Source organism: Rickettsia philipii str. 364D (assembly GCF_000283995.1).
Classification (GTDB): Bacteria; Pseudomonadota; Alphaproteobacteria; order Rickettsiales; family Rickettsiaceae; genus Rickettsia; species Rickettsia rickettsii.
The window spans coordinates 1,227,844-1,242,491 of sequence record NC_016930.1 but is presented as its reverse complement, the minus strand read 5'-3'; the positions used below and the strand labels follow the sequence as shown (position 1 = coordinate 1,242,491).

The window sequence follows — 14,648 nt, the reverse complement described above, 5'->3', positions numbered from 1 at the left end:
TATATGAATAAATGGCAGTTACACGAAGCAAAGAATAAGTTAAGTAATATTATTGATATTGCAATGCATGGTACCCCTCAATGTATTACAAAAAGGGGTAAAGAAGCAGTTGTAATTATTAGTATAAAAGACTATAAACAACTTACTAAACAAAAACCTGATTTCAAAGAATATTTATTGAGCATACCTAAGACAGATAATTTGGATATTCAGAGAGCAAAAGGATATGCTAGAGATTTTGAATTATGAAATATTTATTAGATACTAATGTTGTATCTGAAATTCAAAAGAAAAAATCCAATTCTCAAGTAGCAGCATGGTTTTCAATTATTCATTCTAGCCAGTTATACTTAAGTTGTATTACTATCGGCGAAATAAGAAAGGGAATATCAAAATTAGCCAAGAAAGATAAAATAGCAAGTTTGAAATTAGAAAAATGGTTAGAAAGAATAATAATAGATTATAATGAAAGAATTCTTAATATTGACAAAGAAATATGTGAGGAGTGGGGTGAATTAATGAGTATTGATAGTACGAATGTAATCGATGCTTTAATAGCTGCACAGGCAAAACAAAGTAATATGATACTAGTTACTAGAAATATTAAACATTATAATATGTTTAATATAAAAATATTTGATCCTTTTAACTGATCAAAATTTTCTTTCCCAATAATAATACCCTATGAAAAAACTATCATTTCAGCAAATTATTCTGACATTACAAAATTATTGGCAGGATTATGGCTGTGCAATATTGCAACCTTACGATGCCTATGTTGGAGCCGGTACGTTTCACCCTGCAACTGTACTTCGCTGCCTTGGTACTAAACCTTGGTCTGTTGCATATGTTCAGCCATCAAGAAGACCAGGAGATAGCAGGTATGGTATGCATCCTAATAGAATGCAGCATTATTATCAGTTTCAAGTTATCTTAAAGCCGTCTCCGGATAATATTCAAGAGTTATATCTTAAAAGCTTAGAATGTTTAGGCATAGATTTAAAAATTCATGATATCAGATTTGTTGAAGATGATTGGGAGTCGCCAACCTTAGGTGCTGCCGGGCTTGGCTGGGAAGTATGGTGTAACGGTATGGAAGTATCGCAATTTACTTATATGCAGCAAATCGGTGGTATTGAATGCTGTCCCGTTGCCGGTGAAATCACTTATGGACTCGAGAGGCTTGCTTTATATATTCAAGGTGTTGATGAAGTAAGAGAGCTTGATTGGAACGGGCAAGTAGGCGAAAAAGCTTTAAAATACGGTGAAGTGGATTTCGAAGCTGAATGGCAATTTTCAAAATATAATTTAGAGCTTGCCGATAGTGAAATGTTACTGCGACATTTCAAGGATAGCGAAGACCAGTGTGAGAGATTAATCAAAGCTAATTTACCTATGCCGGCTTATGATGAATGCCTTAAGGCAAGTCATGCATTTAATCAACTAAATGCACTTGGAGTAATCAGCGTCACTGAGCGTGCTTCTTATGTTTTAAGAGTGCGTCATTTAGCTAGAATTTGTTGTACAAAATGGTTGGAGATGAACAAGTGAGCGAGTTATTATTAGAACTATTTAGCGAAGAAATTCCGGCTTTTATGCAAAAAAATGCTGAAGAGGGTTATTTAAATATATTCACAAAAATTTTTGAAGAAAACGAAATATTTGCAAAAGTACAAGTATTCGCGGGACCTCGCAGGATAACGCTGCATGCTACCCATTTGCCAAAGATAACTTTGCCAAAAGAGGAAGAAATTAAAGGACCAAGCATAGAAGCTCCGGAAGCCGCTATTAACGGCTTTTGTAAAGCTCATAATGTTAGTAAATTAGAGCTTCCTACTAAATTAATTAGTAATCAGCTATATTATTTCTTTGTCAAAAAAACAGAAGAAAGAGAAATAAAAGAGATTTTGCCGGAGATTATTATAGAGGCTATTAATAAATATAGCTGGGCAAAATCGATGTTTTGGGGTGATTACAAAATAAAATGGATTAGACCTCTGCGAAATATTTTATGTATATTTGACGGCGAAATATTACCGATGCAATTTGGGCATTTAACCGCTAATAATATTACGTATGGGCATCGTCTTACTGATAATAAAAAATTAGAAGTAACAGATTTTGAAGATTATAGAAATAAGCTTTTAGAAAATCATGTTATTTTAGAAAGAGCAAAGAGAGAGGCGATAATTAAAACCGGTTTACTGGAACTAGCAAATTCTCATGAGTTAATTATAAAAGAAGATAATCGTTTAGTAGAAGAAGTAGTAGGGCTTAGCGAATTTCCTGTTGTGCTGCTTGGAAAAATACCGCAAAAATTTTTAGAGTTACCTAAAGAAGTACTTATTTCTTCGATGCGTACGCATCAGAAATATTTTTGTTTATTTGATAAAACAGGAAATTTCACACCGTATTTTCTCTTTGTCAGTAATGGCAGATTTACAAATGCTGAACTAGTTATTCAAGGTAACGAGAAAGTTCTATCGGCACGTCTTTCGGATGCTTTATATTTTTGTAAGCAGGATATAGCTAAAACTTTAGAATCAAGATTAGGCCAATTAGAAGCTGTAACATTTCATGCAAAGCTTGGTAATTTAAGAGAAAAAATTGAACGCATAACCGATATTTGTAATTATATAGCTCCAAATAATAAGGATGTGATTACAGCAGCTAGACTTTGCAAAAGTGATCTTGTTTCTGAGATGGTCAGGGAATTTCCTGATTTACAGGGGATTATGGGTTATTATTATGCAAAACATGAAGGGCTAAATGCAGAAATAGCCGCTGCAATTAAAGACCATTATAAACCGCAAGGTTTGAGTGACAATGTACCAAGTGGAAATGCGGCTTTACTTGCTTTAGCCGATAAGCTAGATAGTTTAGTAGGTTTGATGATAGCAGGGGAAACACCAACAGGCTCAGGTGATCCATATGCCTTAAGACGTCAAGCTCTTGGTATAATAAGAATAATACTTGAAAATAAATTAGAGCTAAATTTTAATGATTTAATTAATTTTTCTATAAACTTATATAAAGATTCATCTGATGAAAATAAGAATTTAATAATATCTTTTTTTGAAGAAAGAGCAAAATTTTACTTTAAAAATGACTATGATATTGCGTTAATTAATGCAGTTCTTGACTTAAATTTAGTAGATACAAACTTTAAGCTTGATGAGTTAAAAGAATTTTTAATAGAAGATGCAGGCAAGCAATTATTAAATGCTTACAAACGAGCTAGCAATATAATTGGTGATCAGAAAATTACCGGCTTAGTTGATGTGAGTCTCTTTAGTACACAACCTGAAAAAGAATTATTTGAAGTAATCCAAAAAATTTCTCCGCAAATTATAGATAGTATAGCTGATAAAGATTATAAGAAAGCCTTAAATTTATTATCGTCTCTATTAACTCCCATTACTAGCTTTTTTGATAATGTACTCGTTAATGACTCTGATCCAAAGATCGCTCAAAATCGTTTGTCGTTATTACAGAATATTTGTGAATTATTTGATAAAGTAGCTAAGTTTAACCGCTTATGATAAACAAAGCAGTTCAATTTATAAAATCAGGTAAAGTGGTTGTTTTTCCGACTGAAACAGTCTATGGGATTGGTGCGGATGCCACAAATAATGAGGCGTGTTTAAAGATTTTTCAGTTCAAAGAGCGCCCTGCTATCAATCCGCTTATCGTGCATGTCTCCTCCATAGAGCAAGCAAAGGAAATAGGGGAGTTTGACGATTTAGCTACAAAAATAGCAGAAAAATTTTGGTCTGGACCATTATCTATAGTTGTCCCTTTAAAAGAGAATGCAAATATTGCCCCTAGCGTAACAGCAGGACTAAATACCATAGCACTTCGGATACCATCTTATCCTGTAGCGTTAGAGCTTATCAAACAATCAGGCATACCTATAGCTGCCCCAAGTGCTAACCCTTCAAACTATATTAGTCCGACTAACGCTGAGCATGTCACAAAACATTTTAAGGATAATCAGGAAATTTTTATTTTAGCACCTGAAATCTATCAATCTAAATATGGGCTAGAGTCAACGATAATTGATACAACAACTGTTACTCCTACTATTCTTAGAGAAGGGTTTATAACTGCTGAAATTTTAGGAGAAATACTAGGGATAGAAGTTTTGAAAGCATCAGAGACAAGTACTATAAAAGCTTCGGGAATGCTTGCAAAACACTATTCACCAAAAGTACCGGTTAGGCTAAATGCTATAAATTTAGAGGATAAAGAAATCGGATTAAATTTTAGCAATAGCAATCTTACAGGAAGATTTTCATTAAACTTAAGTGTAAAAGGTGACTTTATAGAAGCCGCTGCAAATCTTTATGCTTATTTAAGAATACTTGACGATTATGCTGCATCTCATGATGTAAGAGGTATAGCAGTTAGCCCTATACCTCAAGTGAATATAGGGGCTGCAATTAATGATCGCCTAAAACGTGCCGCAAAATCATAAATTTCGGCGTTCTATTCGCCTTAATAGCTTTTTGATGATATTTGGTAATTACATAGTTATCGTGCGGTTTTAAATAATCGTTTTTATTTATAATTTCAAAATTACTGTTCTGTTGTATTAACTCTATTGCTTCATAAAAATAATTTTCGATATCGGAAGCAAATACTAAATTACCATTGTCTTTTAGCTTATCTTGTAAAAACTTAAGTCGTTCTTTATTGAAAATACGTTTCTTTTTTTGCTTATTTTTTATCCATGGATCGGGAAATAAAATATAAATTCCGTCAAGGCTATTACTTGGTATCTCATTTAATATTAAATCCAAATTATTAGGGAATAATAAAAAATTCGTGATATTTTGTTCGCCTGCAAGCTTTAAAACATTTGCAACTCCGTTTAAATATACCTCTATCCCAATAAAAAGTGCATTAGGATTCATTTTAGCTTGATTAATGAAATGCTCACCCATACCAAAGCCTATCTCAAGAAATACTTTACGTTTTTCATTTACAAGCTTTTCTTTAGAAAATAAATATTTTGGTAGTTTGTTATCTAATAAATTCTTTTGCACTCCTGATAAGCTTTTACCGATACGTCTTGCATATGACCGATTGAGATTAATAGGAGACAATAATATTACCCTACTGTGACCTTGTAGATCCTTATAAACGCTTTCAATATTATAACCATGATCTAAGAAAATTTGGGTTACCGCTTCTTCCTGTTTAAACCCTATTTCTAATATAATCTTACCGTTTGGTTTTAAGAATTGTTTGGCATTTTCGGCGATGAGAAAGTAAGCTTGCAGTCCGTCTTTTTCAGCAAATAAAGCAATAGACGGTTCATAATTGATTGTTTCAATTGCCATCTCTGATTTTTCGCTGTGAGCTATATATGGCGGGTTGCTAACGATAAAATCAAATTTCTGAGTTTCAATATTCTCAAACCAATTACTGTGAATAATCTGAATGCGATCCGTTACCTCATATTTTGCCGCATTACTTTTGATAATGTCTATAGCATCAAGACTTATATCGGTTGCAACTACATTAGCATTCGGTAACTCACATAATAGACTGATAGCAATGCAGCCGCTACCTGTGCCAAGTTCTAGGATATTTAAGAATTTGTCATTGCAGTTTTCGCTTATGTCATTCCCGCGAAAGCAGGGATCCGGTTGTTTTTTTTCTGGATTCCCGCTTTCGCGGGAATGACATTGAAATACAACATCCACCAAAACTTCAGTATCGCTTCTTGGAATTAATACATGTTTATTAACAATAAATTCACGTGAGTAAAATTCTTTAACACCTGTAATATATACTATCGGTTCATGCTTTAATCTTCTCGCTAACAGTTTTTCAAAAGCTTCTATCTTGGCTTCATTTAACTGTTCATCAAGATTAATAAGTAAATACTCAATAGGTTTATTTATAACATGCTGTAGTAAAATTCGTGCTTCTAATTGCGGCGAACTAATACCTATTTTATTTAATTTATCTGTAGCGTCACTAAGAATTTGCTTTATAGAACATTGCATGGAAAGTTTTATTTTCTGCCAAAATTTTTCATTTCTAAAATCTCATCTACACTACCTATCGGTGCTCGTTTTTTAAGTTCAGTAAATTCATGAAATATATTATTACCAAATTTATTCTTATAATATTCGGGTTCTAGAGTTATAATATCTATTTTAAGATAATTTTTGGTTTTAGGTATTTTAATTATTTTCATAAACCGTTTTATGTTATTATATCACCAATTATTTTTTTCATCTATTTTACTGAAATCAAATTCAGAGAAAATCCTCAGAGCTTGTATATATTGCATGTCTATATTATCAGGTGCTTTTGCTTCTTTGCATGCAACTTTTATAAATTTTTGTTCTTCTTGCTCATTAAAATCATTTTTTTTAAATTCTGCTAAAAATTTTTTTAATAAAAGTTCTTTCCTATAATTTGCATCATCAATATACGTACTATTATTAATATCTATGCCTGTTTTTAATCTTAGAGAAAGAAGTTCATTGACGAATTCAGAAATTTTAATTTCATGTTCTGTACTATATTGGGAAGAGCTAGCAATTTTCATAGATTGCGGTTTAAAAGATAAATTATTACCTAATTTTAAAATAAAATCTTTTACTTCTGGCCAATCTCTATAATTTGATATATCTAAGGAAATAATTTTGTCTGTGGCGGTATTTAAATTTTGCAGAAAAGTAAAAATCTTTTCTAAGCTCGCTTTTTGTTTTTAAGGTTTAAAATACCCTCTTCCATAGAATATAAGGCTTCTTATAATTTAGCATTAGCTTTTTTCATTTTATAAATAAATATTAATTTTTAATATAATATTAAGGATTAATATTTTGTCAATTATAAACTAATTATCTCTTCCATATCCCTTGGCAACTCACAAGAAAATTCCATAATCTCATTACTAGTCGGATGAGTAAAACTTAAATACCAAGAATGCAGGGCTTGACGTTTAAAATCAATTAATTTTGCTTTTAGTTCAGGGGGAGAATAAGCAATTTTTCGGTCGTTATTGCCGTAAGTTTGGTCGCCGACTACCGAATGCTTTAAATGGCTTAGCTGTACTCTAATTTGGTGAGTTCTACCCGTACTAAGCTTGCACTCCACCATACTAATACTACCTTTATAAAATAATTCTAGAGTCTTATAATGTGTAACGGCTTCTTTGCCGCCATATTTTAATATGGTCATTTTTTGGCGATCGCTTCGGCTGCGACCTATATTATTCTTAATGACTCCTTCTAGCGGATTTATTACTCCCCACACTAACACTTTATATTTCCGTATTACCTGCCTTTGTTCTATCTGATTTGCAAGTAGCATATGTACTTTATTATTTTTAGCAACTACCATCAAGCCCGTAGTGTCTTTATCTAAACGATGTACTATCCCGGGTCTTTCTGATGAGCCGATATCCGATAAGTTTTTTGTATGATGTAATAAAGCATTAACAAGCGTATCGTCATGATGCCCTGCTCCTGGGTGTACCGTCATACCTGCAGCTTTGTTAATTACTATCAAATCATCGTCTTCATATATTATATCAAGTGCTACATTTGCTGCTGCAATTTTTAGCTCTTCAGGTTCTTTAAAAGAAAATAATATAATATCATTCTCCTTGACCAAAACATCAGGATCAGAAATAATTACATCATTAACTAGTACTTGCGAATCTTTAATAGCTTTTTGGATTTGATTCCTTGAAACATTTTCAAGAAGCGATGATAGAGCTTTATCAAGCCTTATGCCATTTAGTTCGTGTGGTACGGAATATTTTAACATATTTTATTTTAAGATAATGAATAATACGCTTAAATGGTTAAGTGCAGTCGGTGTTGAATATTATTGCCATGAACATCCACCGCAATTAAAGGTACGTAATAATACTGAACTAACTGAAAAGCCACAAGTAAAACTTATGTCTACAAAAGAAACTGTATTCAATATGAATGATAAAGTTCATGATAATATAACCCTAGCAAGATCTCTTGCCGATAAAGCTAATAATATCGAAGAACTAAAAGAATCTCTACTAAATTTTAATGGTTGTGAACTTAAGAAATTTGCTACTAATACGGTTTTCGGTGACGGTAATTTGGAAGCTAAAATTATGTTAATAGGCGAAGCCCCGGGAAGTACCGAAGATTTGAAAGGAATACCTTTTTACGGCGAAAGTGGCAATTTACTTGATAATATGCTACATGCTATCGGAATTTCACGAAAAAATAACGCTTATATTACTAATACGGTATTTTGGCGTCCTCCTGCTAATAGACAGCCGACGTTCGAAGAAGTCGATATTTGTAGACCTTTTGTCGAGAAGCATATTGCTCTTATTAACCCGCAGCTAATTATTCTAGTCGGTAGCACGGCTGCAACTAGCTTACTTGGAAAAAATTCGGGTATTACTAAAATTAGACAAGAATATTATTTTTATACCAATAAATATCTATCCGCTCCTATTCAAACTACGGCAATCTTCCACCCTGCCTATTTACTCCGCCAACCTATGCAAAAACGCACCTCTTGGTATGATTTACTCAAGATTAAGGAGTATTTAGTCAATAATAGACTTCTTGCATAACTTGTACATTAATCTAGTACTAACAGCTTCACGTACTTTTCAAAATAATTTTCTACTGGACAATTAGTCGTATATATGCGACAGTGTAATCATCTCTAGTTAAGCTTAATATGCAAAACACTAAACAAATACAATTTTTATAACAGATATTCTGCTATTAAATGCAGGTAATAAAGATACTCAAGGCAAAGGTATTAAAAAAAGCCTTAGAAATAATAGAAGAAGTTTATAAACGAAATTGAGGGTGTTATATGGAAAGTTTACAGATTATTTAAAGGAAAAATTACAACATGAGGAAATATTAGTAGGGTATATTAATGAAGCGTTAGAGTAATATTTCGTGGATCATAATAATGAGCTATAATGGCTGTTTTAAAAGAAGCCATTATAGCAAGAGGAGGTATAGCAAAAATCTCTAAGAAGCTCATATAAATAGGGAACATATATATAGAGAATATTATCTATTAAACGCTTTAGGCTTGCAGTTGAAAGTAGAAGCATGTACGTTTTAAATTTTCATTAACCTTGCAAGTTGAGCAAGATATCAAAGAAAATTTTTAAATCCTAATAAATCATAATTCATTTCTAATTTCATTAAATTAGGGTTATACTTACTGATGTATAAAAATAAGGTATATCCATATGACCAATGAAAATAATAATGATTCAGAATTTGCTGAATTAAAAATCAGAGGAAAAATATTTAAATTACCTATACTTAAAGCAAGTATCGGTGAGGATGTAATCGATATAAGTAGGGTATCTGCGGAAGCCGATTGCTTTACTTACGACCCGGGTTTTATGTCTACTGCTTCTTGTCAGTCTACTATCACCTATATAGACGGTGATAAAGGAATCTTGCGGCATCGAGGATATGATATTAAAGACTTAGCTGAGAAAAGTGATTTTTTAGAAGTAGCATATTTACTGATTTATGGGGAACTACCAAGTGGCGAGCAGTATAATAATTTCACTAAACAGGTTGCTCATCATTCATTAGTGAATGAAAGATTACACTATTTATTTCAGACCTTTTGTAGCTCTTCTCATCCTATGGCTATTATGCTTGCGGCTGTCGGTTCTCTTGCGGCATTTTATCCTGATTTATTGAATTTTAAGGAAGCAGATTACGAACTTACCGCTATTAGAATGATTGCTAAGATACCTACCATCGCTGCAATGTCTTATAAATATTCTATAGGACAACCGTTTATTTATCCTGATAATTCGTTAGATTTTACCGAAAATTTTCTGCATATGATGTTTGCAACGCCTTGTACGAAATATACAGTAAATCCAATAATAAAAAATGCTCTTAATAAGATATTTATCCTACATGCCGATCATGAGCAGAATGCTTCTACTTCAACAGTCCGAATTGCCGGCTCATCCGGAGCTAACCCTTTTGCTTGTATTAGCACGGGTATTGCCTCACTTTGGGGACCTGCTCACGGCGGGGCTAATGAAGCGGTAATAAATATGCTTAAAGAAATCGGTAGTTCTGAGTATATTCCTAAATATATAGCTAAAGCTAAGGATAAAAATGATCCATTTAGATTAATGGGTTTTGGTCATCGTGTATATAAAAACTATGACCCGCGTGCCGTAGTACTTAAAGAAACGTGCAAAGAAGTATTAAAGGAACTCGGGCAGCTAGACAACAATCCGCTCTTACAAATAGCAATAGAACTTGAAGCTATCGCTCTTAAAGATGAATATTTTATTGAGAGAAAATTATATCCAAATGTTGATTTTTATTCGGGTATTATCTATAAAGCTATGGGTATACCGTCGCAAATGTTCACGGTACTTTTTGCAATAGCAAGAACCGTAGGCTGGATGGCACAATGGAAAGAAATGCACGAAGACCCTGAACAAAAAATCAGCAGACCTAGACAGCTTTACACCGGTTATGTACATAGAGAGTATAAGGGTATTCGGGAGAGGTAAACATTTTCGTCATTGCGAGCGACTGCAAGGAGCATAGCAATCTCAAGAGATTTGATGAGATTGCCACGTCGCTTCGTGCCTCGCAATGACGTTGAAAATATAAATCATATGCATTTTATTGATGAAGTTAAAATATATATAAAAGGTGGGAACGGCGGCAATGGTTGTGTTAGTTTCCATCGTGAGAAATTTATTGACAGAGGCGGACCGGACGGTGGTGATGGTGGACGTGGCGGTAGTGTTATTTTCAGGAGTAATCACCATCTTAATACGCTAGTAAATTATCGATATAAACAGCATTTTACCGCAGAAAACGGCGAAAACGGTAAAGATTCAAATAGAAGCGGTAAATCAGGAAAATCATTAGTTCTTGATGTCCCGATCGGTACTCAAATCTTTTCCGAGGACGGCAATATATTATTTTATGATTTCACTGTGGATGATCAAAGCTTTGAAATAATTAAAGGAGGAAGTGGTGGTCTTGGTAACAGCCATTTCAAATCGTCGGTTAATCAAGCTCCAAGAAAGCGTACGGAAGGAGAAATTGCCGAAGAAATGTGGATTCATTTAAGTTTAAAACTTCTCTCTGATGTTGGGCTTGTGGGGCTTCCAAATGCCGGTAAATCTACTTTTTTATCCGTTGTAACGGCAGCCAAGCCTAAAATTGCCGATTATCCCTTTACTACTTTAGTGCCAAATCTTGGAGTGGTATATGTTGATGACGAAGAGTTTGTCATAGCCGATATTCCTGGTTTAATTGAGGGGGCTCATCAAGGTCACGGACTTGGCGATAAATTCTTAAAGCATATAGAAAGATGTAATGTATTAATACATTTAATAGATGGCTCTAGTAATGATGTAGTTGCAGATTATAATACGGTACGTCTTGAGCTTGAATCATATTCCGATTATCTAAAAAATAAAATCGAAACCATATGTCTTAATAAATGCGATGTTCTCACAGATGAGGAAATACAGGAAAAAATAAATAAGCTGCAGAAAGTTACTAATAAAGAAGTTTTTCCTATCTCTACCTGCACTAATGCTGGAGTAAATAAAATAGTTAAACTTGCTTTAGAGACTATAAAAAATCAGGAGTAATACTACTAGGTATTGCCTGGGTGGATACTGAGGATTGTCATTACGAGGATTCCTGAGATTGCCACGTTCACTAACGTTCGCTTGCAATGACAATGAATAAGCTTTAAATTAAAGTAATACGTTGCTCTTCTGCTTCTAGATATTTCTCTAGCTCTTCCTTAGTATATTTCTTTTCTTTAAGCTTTATTTCGTGATTAAATATATATTGTACAGCTTTATCTTCTAAGGCAGGACCTTTAAGTCCTTCAATTGCTCTAGGATTATTTTTATAAAAATCAAATATCATATTTTCCTGCCCAGGAAAATTACGTGCTTGTTGCATAATAACTTTTCTTAAATCATCAGGCTCTAATTGCAAATTTTTAGATTTTGCATATTCAGCAAGTAATAAGCCTATTCGCACACGGCGTAGGGCTAATTTATTATAATATGCTGTTATTTCTTTAGAGGATTTATCTTTCAATAATGATTCATCTTGTTCATTTTTATCGGTTCCGGACTTTAGAATATTTTTTTCTTGCTCTAATAAAGATTCCGGTACATCAAAATCTAACAATTTTTCTAACTTATCAAATAAGTTCATTTTCATTATAGTATTAATAGCTTCTTCCGACTCATTTTCTATTTGTTTAGTAAAATGTGTACGCAATTCTTCAAGGCTATTACTTTGGAATTTTTTAGCAAATTCGTCATCGATAACGGTAGGTTCTGCAGTATGTACTGCTTTAATTTGTACTACAAAACGAGCATCCTTACCTGCTAAATCTTTAGCATGGTAATTTTCAGGAAAAGTAACATTAACATCTACTTTACTACCTGTTTTAGAACCTATTAATTGTTTCTCAAAACCGGGAATAAGTGCATTACTACCTATTATTACCTTAAAATCATTTAATTTACCGTCCTCAAAAGTTTTCTCCTTGATGTACCCGATTGCATCAATAGTAACCTGATCTCCGTCTTTTATTTTTGCTTTACTTTCTTTAGTATAATTTTTTGTTAATGCAGCAAGTTTTTCTAGTTGTTCTTCAACATCTTTAGAGTTTACTTCTAATTTTGGACGATCTAGTGAGATTTTTTTTAAATCCGGAATAGTAATTTTAGGTAATAGCTCTATTTTTACGGTAAATTCTAAAGCTTTATCGGATTCGTTTTGTAATTCTTCAATTTTGGGTCTACCGATTATATTTAGATTATGCTCTTTAATAATGTGATTTACTGAATGGTTAATTCTTCTTTCTATTATATCATTCCTGACGGAAGTACCGTATTTTTTCTTAACAATTGAAACTGGTACTTTACCGGCTCTGAAACCTGGTATTTTAACTTTTTTGGTTAAATCAAGTAATTCTTTTTGAATATCGTCATCTATCTCACTTAAAGGAGTAGAAATTCTTGCATGAAAATCCAATCCTTCGTTTTTTAATACGGTAATTCCCATTTTAATAATCCATTAATTCTGTATATAGTTTGCTAATCAAAATAAACTAAAGAGCTGTAATATGCAATAGTTTTTGTAAAATCCCATTAGGATTAGGCATTGCTAACTGTGAGTTTCGCAGAACTCACCTTTGCTGGCATATAGTCGTCTATTTTTGCAATCACTAACTATTTCGCGTTAGCACTTAACAGCAATTGAGCCATTTCCATAGCAGTAAGCTCCTGCTTCTTATAATTTTCAAGGGCTTTAATAATTTTGGATATATCAAATATCTTATCGGTATTATTAATATAACAATATTTAGCCCGATTTCCCTTTTTTATTGTATTAATGTTCGGTTCGATGTTTGATATAGTAAGTAATAACCTTAATTTGTGTCTATAACTCATTATGATAATTTTTTTCTGCTACTTTATTCTTAGTGCTAAGTAATCGTTTGCCGTTGCTTGTTTGTACTTTTCGTTTTGTTTCATCAGGATAAGTATTAAGCAATCCATGTAGGCTATTTGAGCATTACTAAATTCTTTCCCTGGATGAGCTTTAAGGAACTCAATAACTGCATTTTTACGGTCAAGTTTTTTATTATAATATACCTCATTATAATTAACCGCTCTATTAGTATTATTAACATAACAATATTTAGTCAAAAGCCCTTTTTTTATTATCTTAATGTTCGGTTTTATTTTTTGTATAGCGTTCAATAGCTTTCATTGCTATAAATCATGATAATAATTTTTCTCTTTCTTACTTTGCTTTTAGCATTAAGTAATCGTTTATCATTGCTTGCTTTCTCTTTTTTCTTTGCTTCTTCAGGATAAGTATCAGCTAGCTAGGTTGCTATTTTAGAAGCAGTAAACTCTTTGCCGGCATGAGTTTTTAAGAGTTTAATAATTGCAGTTTTGCGGTCAAAAAAAGACATATTCGGTAATTATATTAAGTTAAAATTTAGACATTGCTAAATTAAAGATGGATATTGTCATGAGCTAAGCGACTAGCCGTAGTCGATTTTGTAGAAGTACTTTTTTCTTTTTTGTTATTGCTCGTTTGTTCTTTATCTGAGTTAACTTCAATAATTACAGCCTTGTATTGAAATTTTGCAGCAAAAACAAATTATAAATTCTTCAAAGTAAACAAATTAATTATATAGAAATAAAAAATTAATACTATAGTGGTATAAAAATACAACTATTTTTTAAATTATATAAAGATAAGGTATTTATGGGGTAACCCTTTATTTTTTAAAAAGAATTTAAAGGGTTATATCCTACTTTTTTAGAGTATATTGCAATAAACTAGATGATTTAGGAGCAAAAGCAAGTAAATAAATTGGGTATAAGATTTGTGGCATTGTTAACCAAAGATAGATATCGTTATGAGCTAAATAACTGAAAGTGTTGTTACGTGGAGGCCAAATCGTCATTGCTAGGCGCGAAGCGACGTGGCAATCCAAAAAAATAATTAAAAAAATTCTGATTTACAGAATTTTTTACTGAATTGCTTCGTCGAATTACTACGTAATTCTTCTCGCAATTACGGAAAACCAATCCACGCAACAATGCC

At 32.6% G+C, this 14,648-nt stretch carries 16 protein-coding genes; 8 read left to right on the top strand and 8 right to left on the bottom strand.

Features of this window, described 5'->3' with window-relative positions; all coding sequences use genetic code 11:
* Positions 1-3: 3 nt before the first annotated feature.
* The 5 genes from RSA_RS06530 to RSA_RS06510 are packed head-to-tail and all read left to right on the top strand — an operon-like array spanning position 4 to position 4,477.
* Positions 4-249: a type II toxin-antitoxin system Phd/YefM family antitoxin gene (locus RSA_RS06530; RefSeq protein WP_012151425.1), complete on the top strand. Its 246-nt coding sequence runs from the start codon at positions 4-6 to the stop codon at positions 247-249.
* Positions 246-653 (top strand): type II toxin-antitoxin system VapC family toxin, encoded by a 408-nt coding sequence (locus tag RSA_RS06525; RefSeq protein WP_014365081.1) that lies wholly within the window; start codon positions 246-248, stop codon positions 651-653. Before RSA_RS06530 ends, RSA_RS06525 begins: the two co-directional genes overlap by 4 nt.
* A gap of 31 nt (positions 654-684) precedes the next feature.
* The gene (locus tag RSA_RS06520) at positions 685-1,551 is read left to right on the top strand and encodes a glycine--tRNA ligase subunit alpha (RefSeq protein WP_014365080.1); all 867 of its coding nucleotides are present in this window, start codon (positions 685-687) and stop codon (positions 1,549-1,551) included.
* A complete protein-coding gene (gene glyS, locus RSA_RS06515) occupies positions 1,548-3,542 on the top strand; it encodes a glycine--tRNA ligase subunit beta (protein WP_041472415.1) in 1,995 nt (664 codons plus the stop codon). Before RSA_RS06520 ends, glyS begins: the two co-directional genes overlap by 4 nt.
* The gene (locus tag RSA_RS06510; RefSeq protein WP_014365078.1) at positions 3,539-4,477 is read left to right on the top strand and encodes an L-threonylcarbamoyladenylate synthase; all 939 of its coding nucleotides are present in this window, start codon (positions 3,539-3,541) and stop codon (positions 4,475-4,477) included. The genes glyS and RSA_RS06510 overlap by 4 nt, the downstream gene beginning before the upstream one ends.
* Here the strand turns inward: RSA_RS06510 and trmB are convergent.
* The 4 genes from trmB to RSA_RS06490 all read right to left on the bottom strand — a co-directional run bounded on the left by trmB (position 4,443) and on the right by RSA_RS06490 (position 7,794).
* Positions 4,443-6,017: a bifunctional peptide chain release factor N(5)-glutamine methyltransferase PrmC/tRNA (guanosine(46)-N7)-methyltransferase TrmB gene (gene trmB, locus RSA_RS06505; protein ID WP_014365077.1), complete on the bottom strand. Its 1,575-nt coding sequence runs from the start codon at positions 6,015-6,017 to the stop codon at positions 4,443-4,445. The two genes, RSA_RS06510 and trmB, sit on opposite strands and share 35 nt — an antisense overlap.
* 8 nt (positions 6,018-6,025) lie before the next feature.
* Positions 6,026-6,211 carry a hypothetical protein gene (locus RSA_RS06500; protein WP_014363337.1) on the bottom strand — a complete coding sequence of 62 codons (186 nt, stop codon included), beginning with the start codon at positions 6,209-6,211 and terminating at the stop codon, positions 6,026-6,028.
* Positions 6,212-6,232: 21 nt separating this feature from the next.
* The gene (locus RSA_RS08695; protein ID WP_014365076.1) at positions 6,233-6,568 is read right to left on the bottom strand and encodes a hypothetical protein; all 336 of its coding nucleotides are present in this window, start codon (positions 6,566-6,568) and stop codon (positions 6,233-6,235) included.
* A 284-nt stretch (positions 6,569-6,852) separates the two neighbouring features.
* A complete protein-coding gene (locus RSA_RS06490; RefSeq protein ID WP_014365075.1) occupies positions 6,853-7,794 on the bottom strand; it encodes an RluA family pseudouridine synthase in 942 nt (313 codons plus the stop codon).
* Between the two features lie 16 nt (positions 7,795-7,810).
* Here RSA_RS06490 and RSA_RS06485 point away from each other — a divergent pair, with 16 nt between their 5' ends.
* On the top strand, positions 7,811-8,596 hold the full coding sequence (locus RSA_RS06485; protein WP_014365074.1) for a uracil-DNA glycosylase: 786 nt from the start codon (positions 7,811-7,813) through the stop codon (positions 8,594-8,596).
* Positions 8,597-8,910: 314 nt separating this feature from the next.
* On the opposite strand, the gene RSA_RS10130 is transcribed toward RSA_RS06485, so the two are convergent.
* Positions 8,911-9,039, bottom strand: a complete 129-nt coding sequence (locus RSA_RS10130) for a hypothetical protein (protein ID WP_269208625.1) — start codon at positions 9,037-9,039, stop codon at positions 8,911-8,913.
* A 199-nt stretch (positions 9,040-9,238) separates the two neighbouring features.
* Here RSA_RS10130 and RSA_RS06480 point away from each other — a divergent pair, with 199 nt between their 5' ends.
* On the top strand, positions 9,239-10,546 hold the full coding sequence (locus tag RSA_RS06480; protein ID WP_012262633.1) for a citrate synthase: 1,308 nt from the start codon (positions 9,239-9,241) through the stop codon (positions 10,544-10,546).
* Between the two features lie 108 nt (positions 10,547-10,654).
* On the top strand, positions 10,655-11,647 hold the full coding sequence (obgE, locus tag RSA_RS06475) for a GTPase ObgE (protein WP_012737046.1): 993 nt from the start codon (positions 10,655-10,657) through the stop codon (positions 11,645-11,647).
* A gap of 103 nt (positions 11,648-11,750) precedes the next feature.
* Here the strand turns inward: obgE and tig are convergent, their stop codons facing one another.
* The 3 genes from tig to RSA_RS06460 all read right to left on the bottom strand — a co-directional run bounded on the left by tig (position 11,751) and on the right by RSA_RS06460 (position 13,789).
* Positions 11,751-13,088, bottom strand: coding sequence for a trigger factor (gene tig, locus RSA_RS06470; RefSeq protein WP_012151412.1), 1,338 nt, complete (start codon positions 13,086-13,088; stop codon positions 11,751-11,753).
* A 167-nt stretch (positions 13,089-13,255) separates the two neighbouring features.
* Positions 13,256-13,477 carry a hypothetical protein gene (locus tag RSA_RS10375; protein WP_014363331.1) on the bottom strand — a complete coding sequence of 74 codons (222 nt, stop codon included), beginning with the start codon at positions 13,475-13,477 and terminating at the stop codon, positions 13,256-13,258.
* Between the two features lie 18 nt (positions 13,478-13,495).
* Positions 13,496-13,789, bottom strand: a complete 294-nt coding sequence (locus RSA_RS06460; protein WP_012151411.1) for a hypothetical protein — start codon at positions 13,787-13,789, stop codon at positions 13,496-13,498.
* Positions 13,790-14,648 lie beyond the last annotated feature (859 nt).

Bases quoted from the DNA above. Each gene is read 5' to 3' on its own strand.
- RSA_RS06500 (WP_014363337.1), bottom strand. From the start codon at position 6,211: ATGAAAATAATTAAAATACCTAAAACCAAAAATTATCTTAAAATAGAT.
- RSA_RS06490 (WP_014365075.1), bottom strand. From the start codon at position 7,794: ATGTTAAAATATTCCGTACCACACGAACTAAATGGCATAAGGCTTGAT.
- RSA_RS08695 (WP_014365076.1), bottom strand. From the start codon at position 6,568: ATGAAAATTGCTAGCTCTTCCCAATATAGTACAGAACATGAAATTAAA.
- RSA_RS06520 (WP_014365080.1), top strand. From the start codon at position 685: ATGAAAAAACTATCATTTCAGCAAATTATTCTGACATTACAAAATTAT.
- trmB (WP_014365077.1), bottom strand. From the start codon at position 6,017: ATGCAATGTTCTATAAAGCAAATTCTTAGTGACGCTACAGATAAATTA.
- tig (WP_012151412.1), bottom strand. From the start codon at position 13,088: ATGGGAATTACCGTATTAAAAAACGAAGGATTGGATTTTCATGCAAGA.
- obgE (WP_012737046.1), top strand. From the start codon at position 10,655: ATGCATTTTATTGATGAAGTTAAAATATATATAAAAGGTGGGAACGGC.
- RSA_RS06510 (WP_014365078.1), top strand. From the start codon at position 3,539: ATGATAAACAAAGCAGTTCAATTTATAAAATCAGGTAAAGTGGTTGTT.
- RSA_RS06525 (WP_014365081.1), top strand. From the start codon at position 246: ATGAAATATTTATTAGATACTAATGTTGTATCTGAAATTCAAAAGAAA.
- RSA_RS06480 (WP_012262633.1), top strand. From the start codon at position 9,239: ATGACCAATGAAAATAATAATGATTCAGAATTTGCTGAATTAAAAATC.
- RSA_RS10130 (WP_269208625.1), bottom strand. From the start codon at position 9,039: ATGTTCCCTATTTATATGAGCTTCTTAGAGATTTTTGCTATACCTCCT.
- RSA_RS06485 (WP_014365074.1), top strand. From the start codon at position 7,811: ATGAATAATACGCTTAAATGGTTAAGTGCAGTCGGTGTTGAATATTAT.
- RSA_RS06530 (WP_012151425.1), top strand. From the start codon at position 4: ATGAATAAATGGCAGTTACACGAAGCAAAGAATAAGTTAAGTAATATT.
- RSA_RS10375 (WP_014363331.1), bottom strand. From the start codon at position 13,477: ATGAGTTATAGACACAAATTAAGGTTATTACTTACTATATCAAACATC.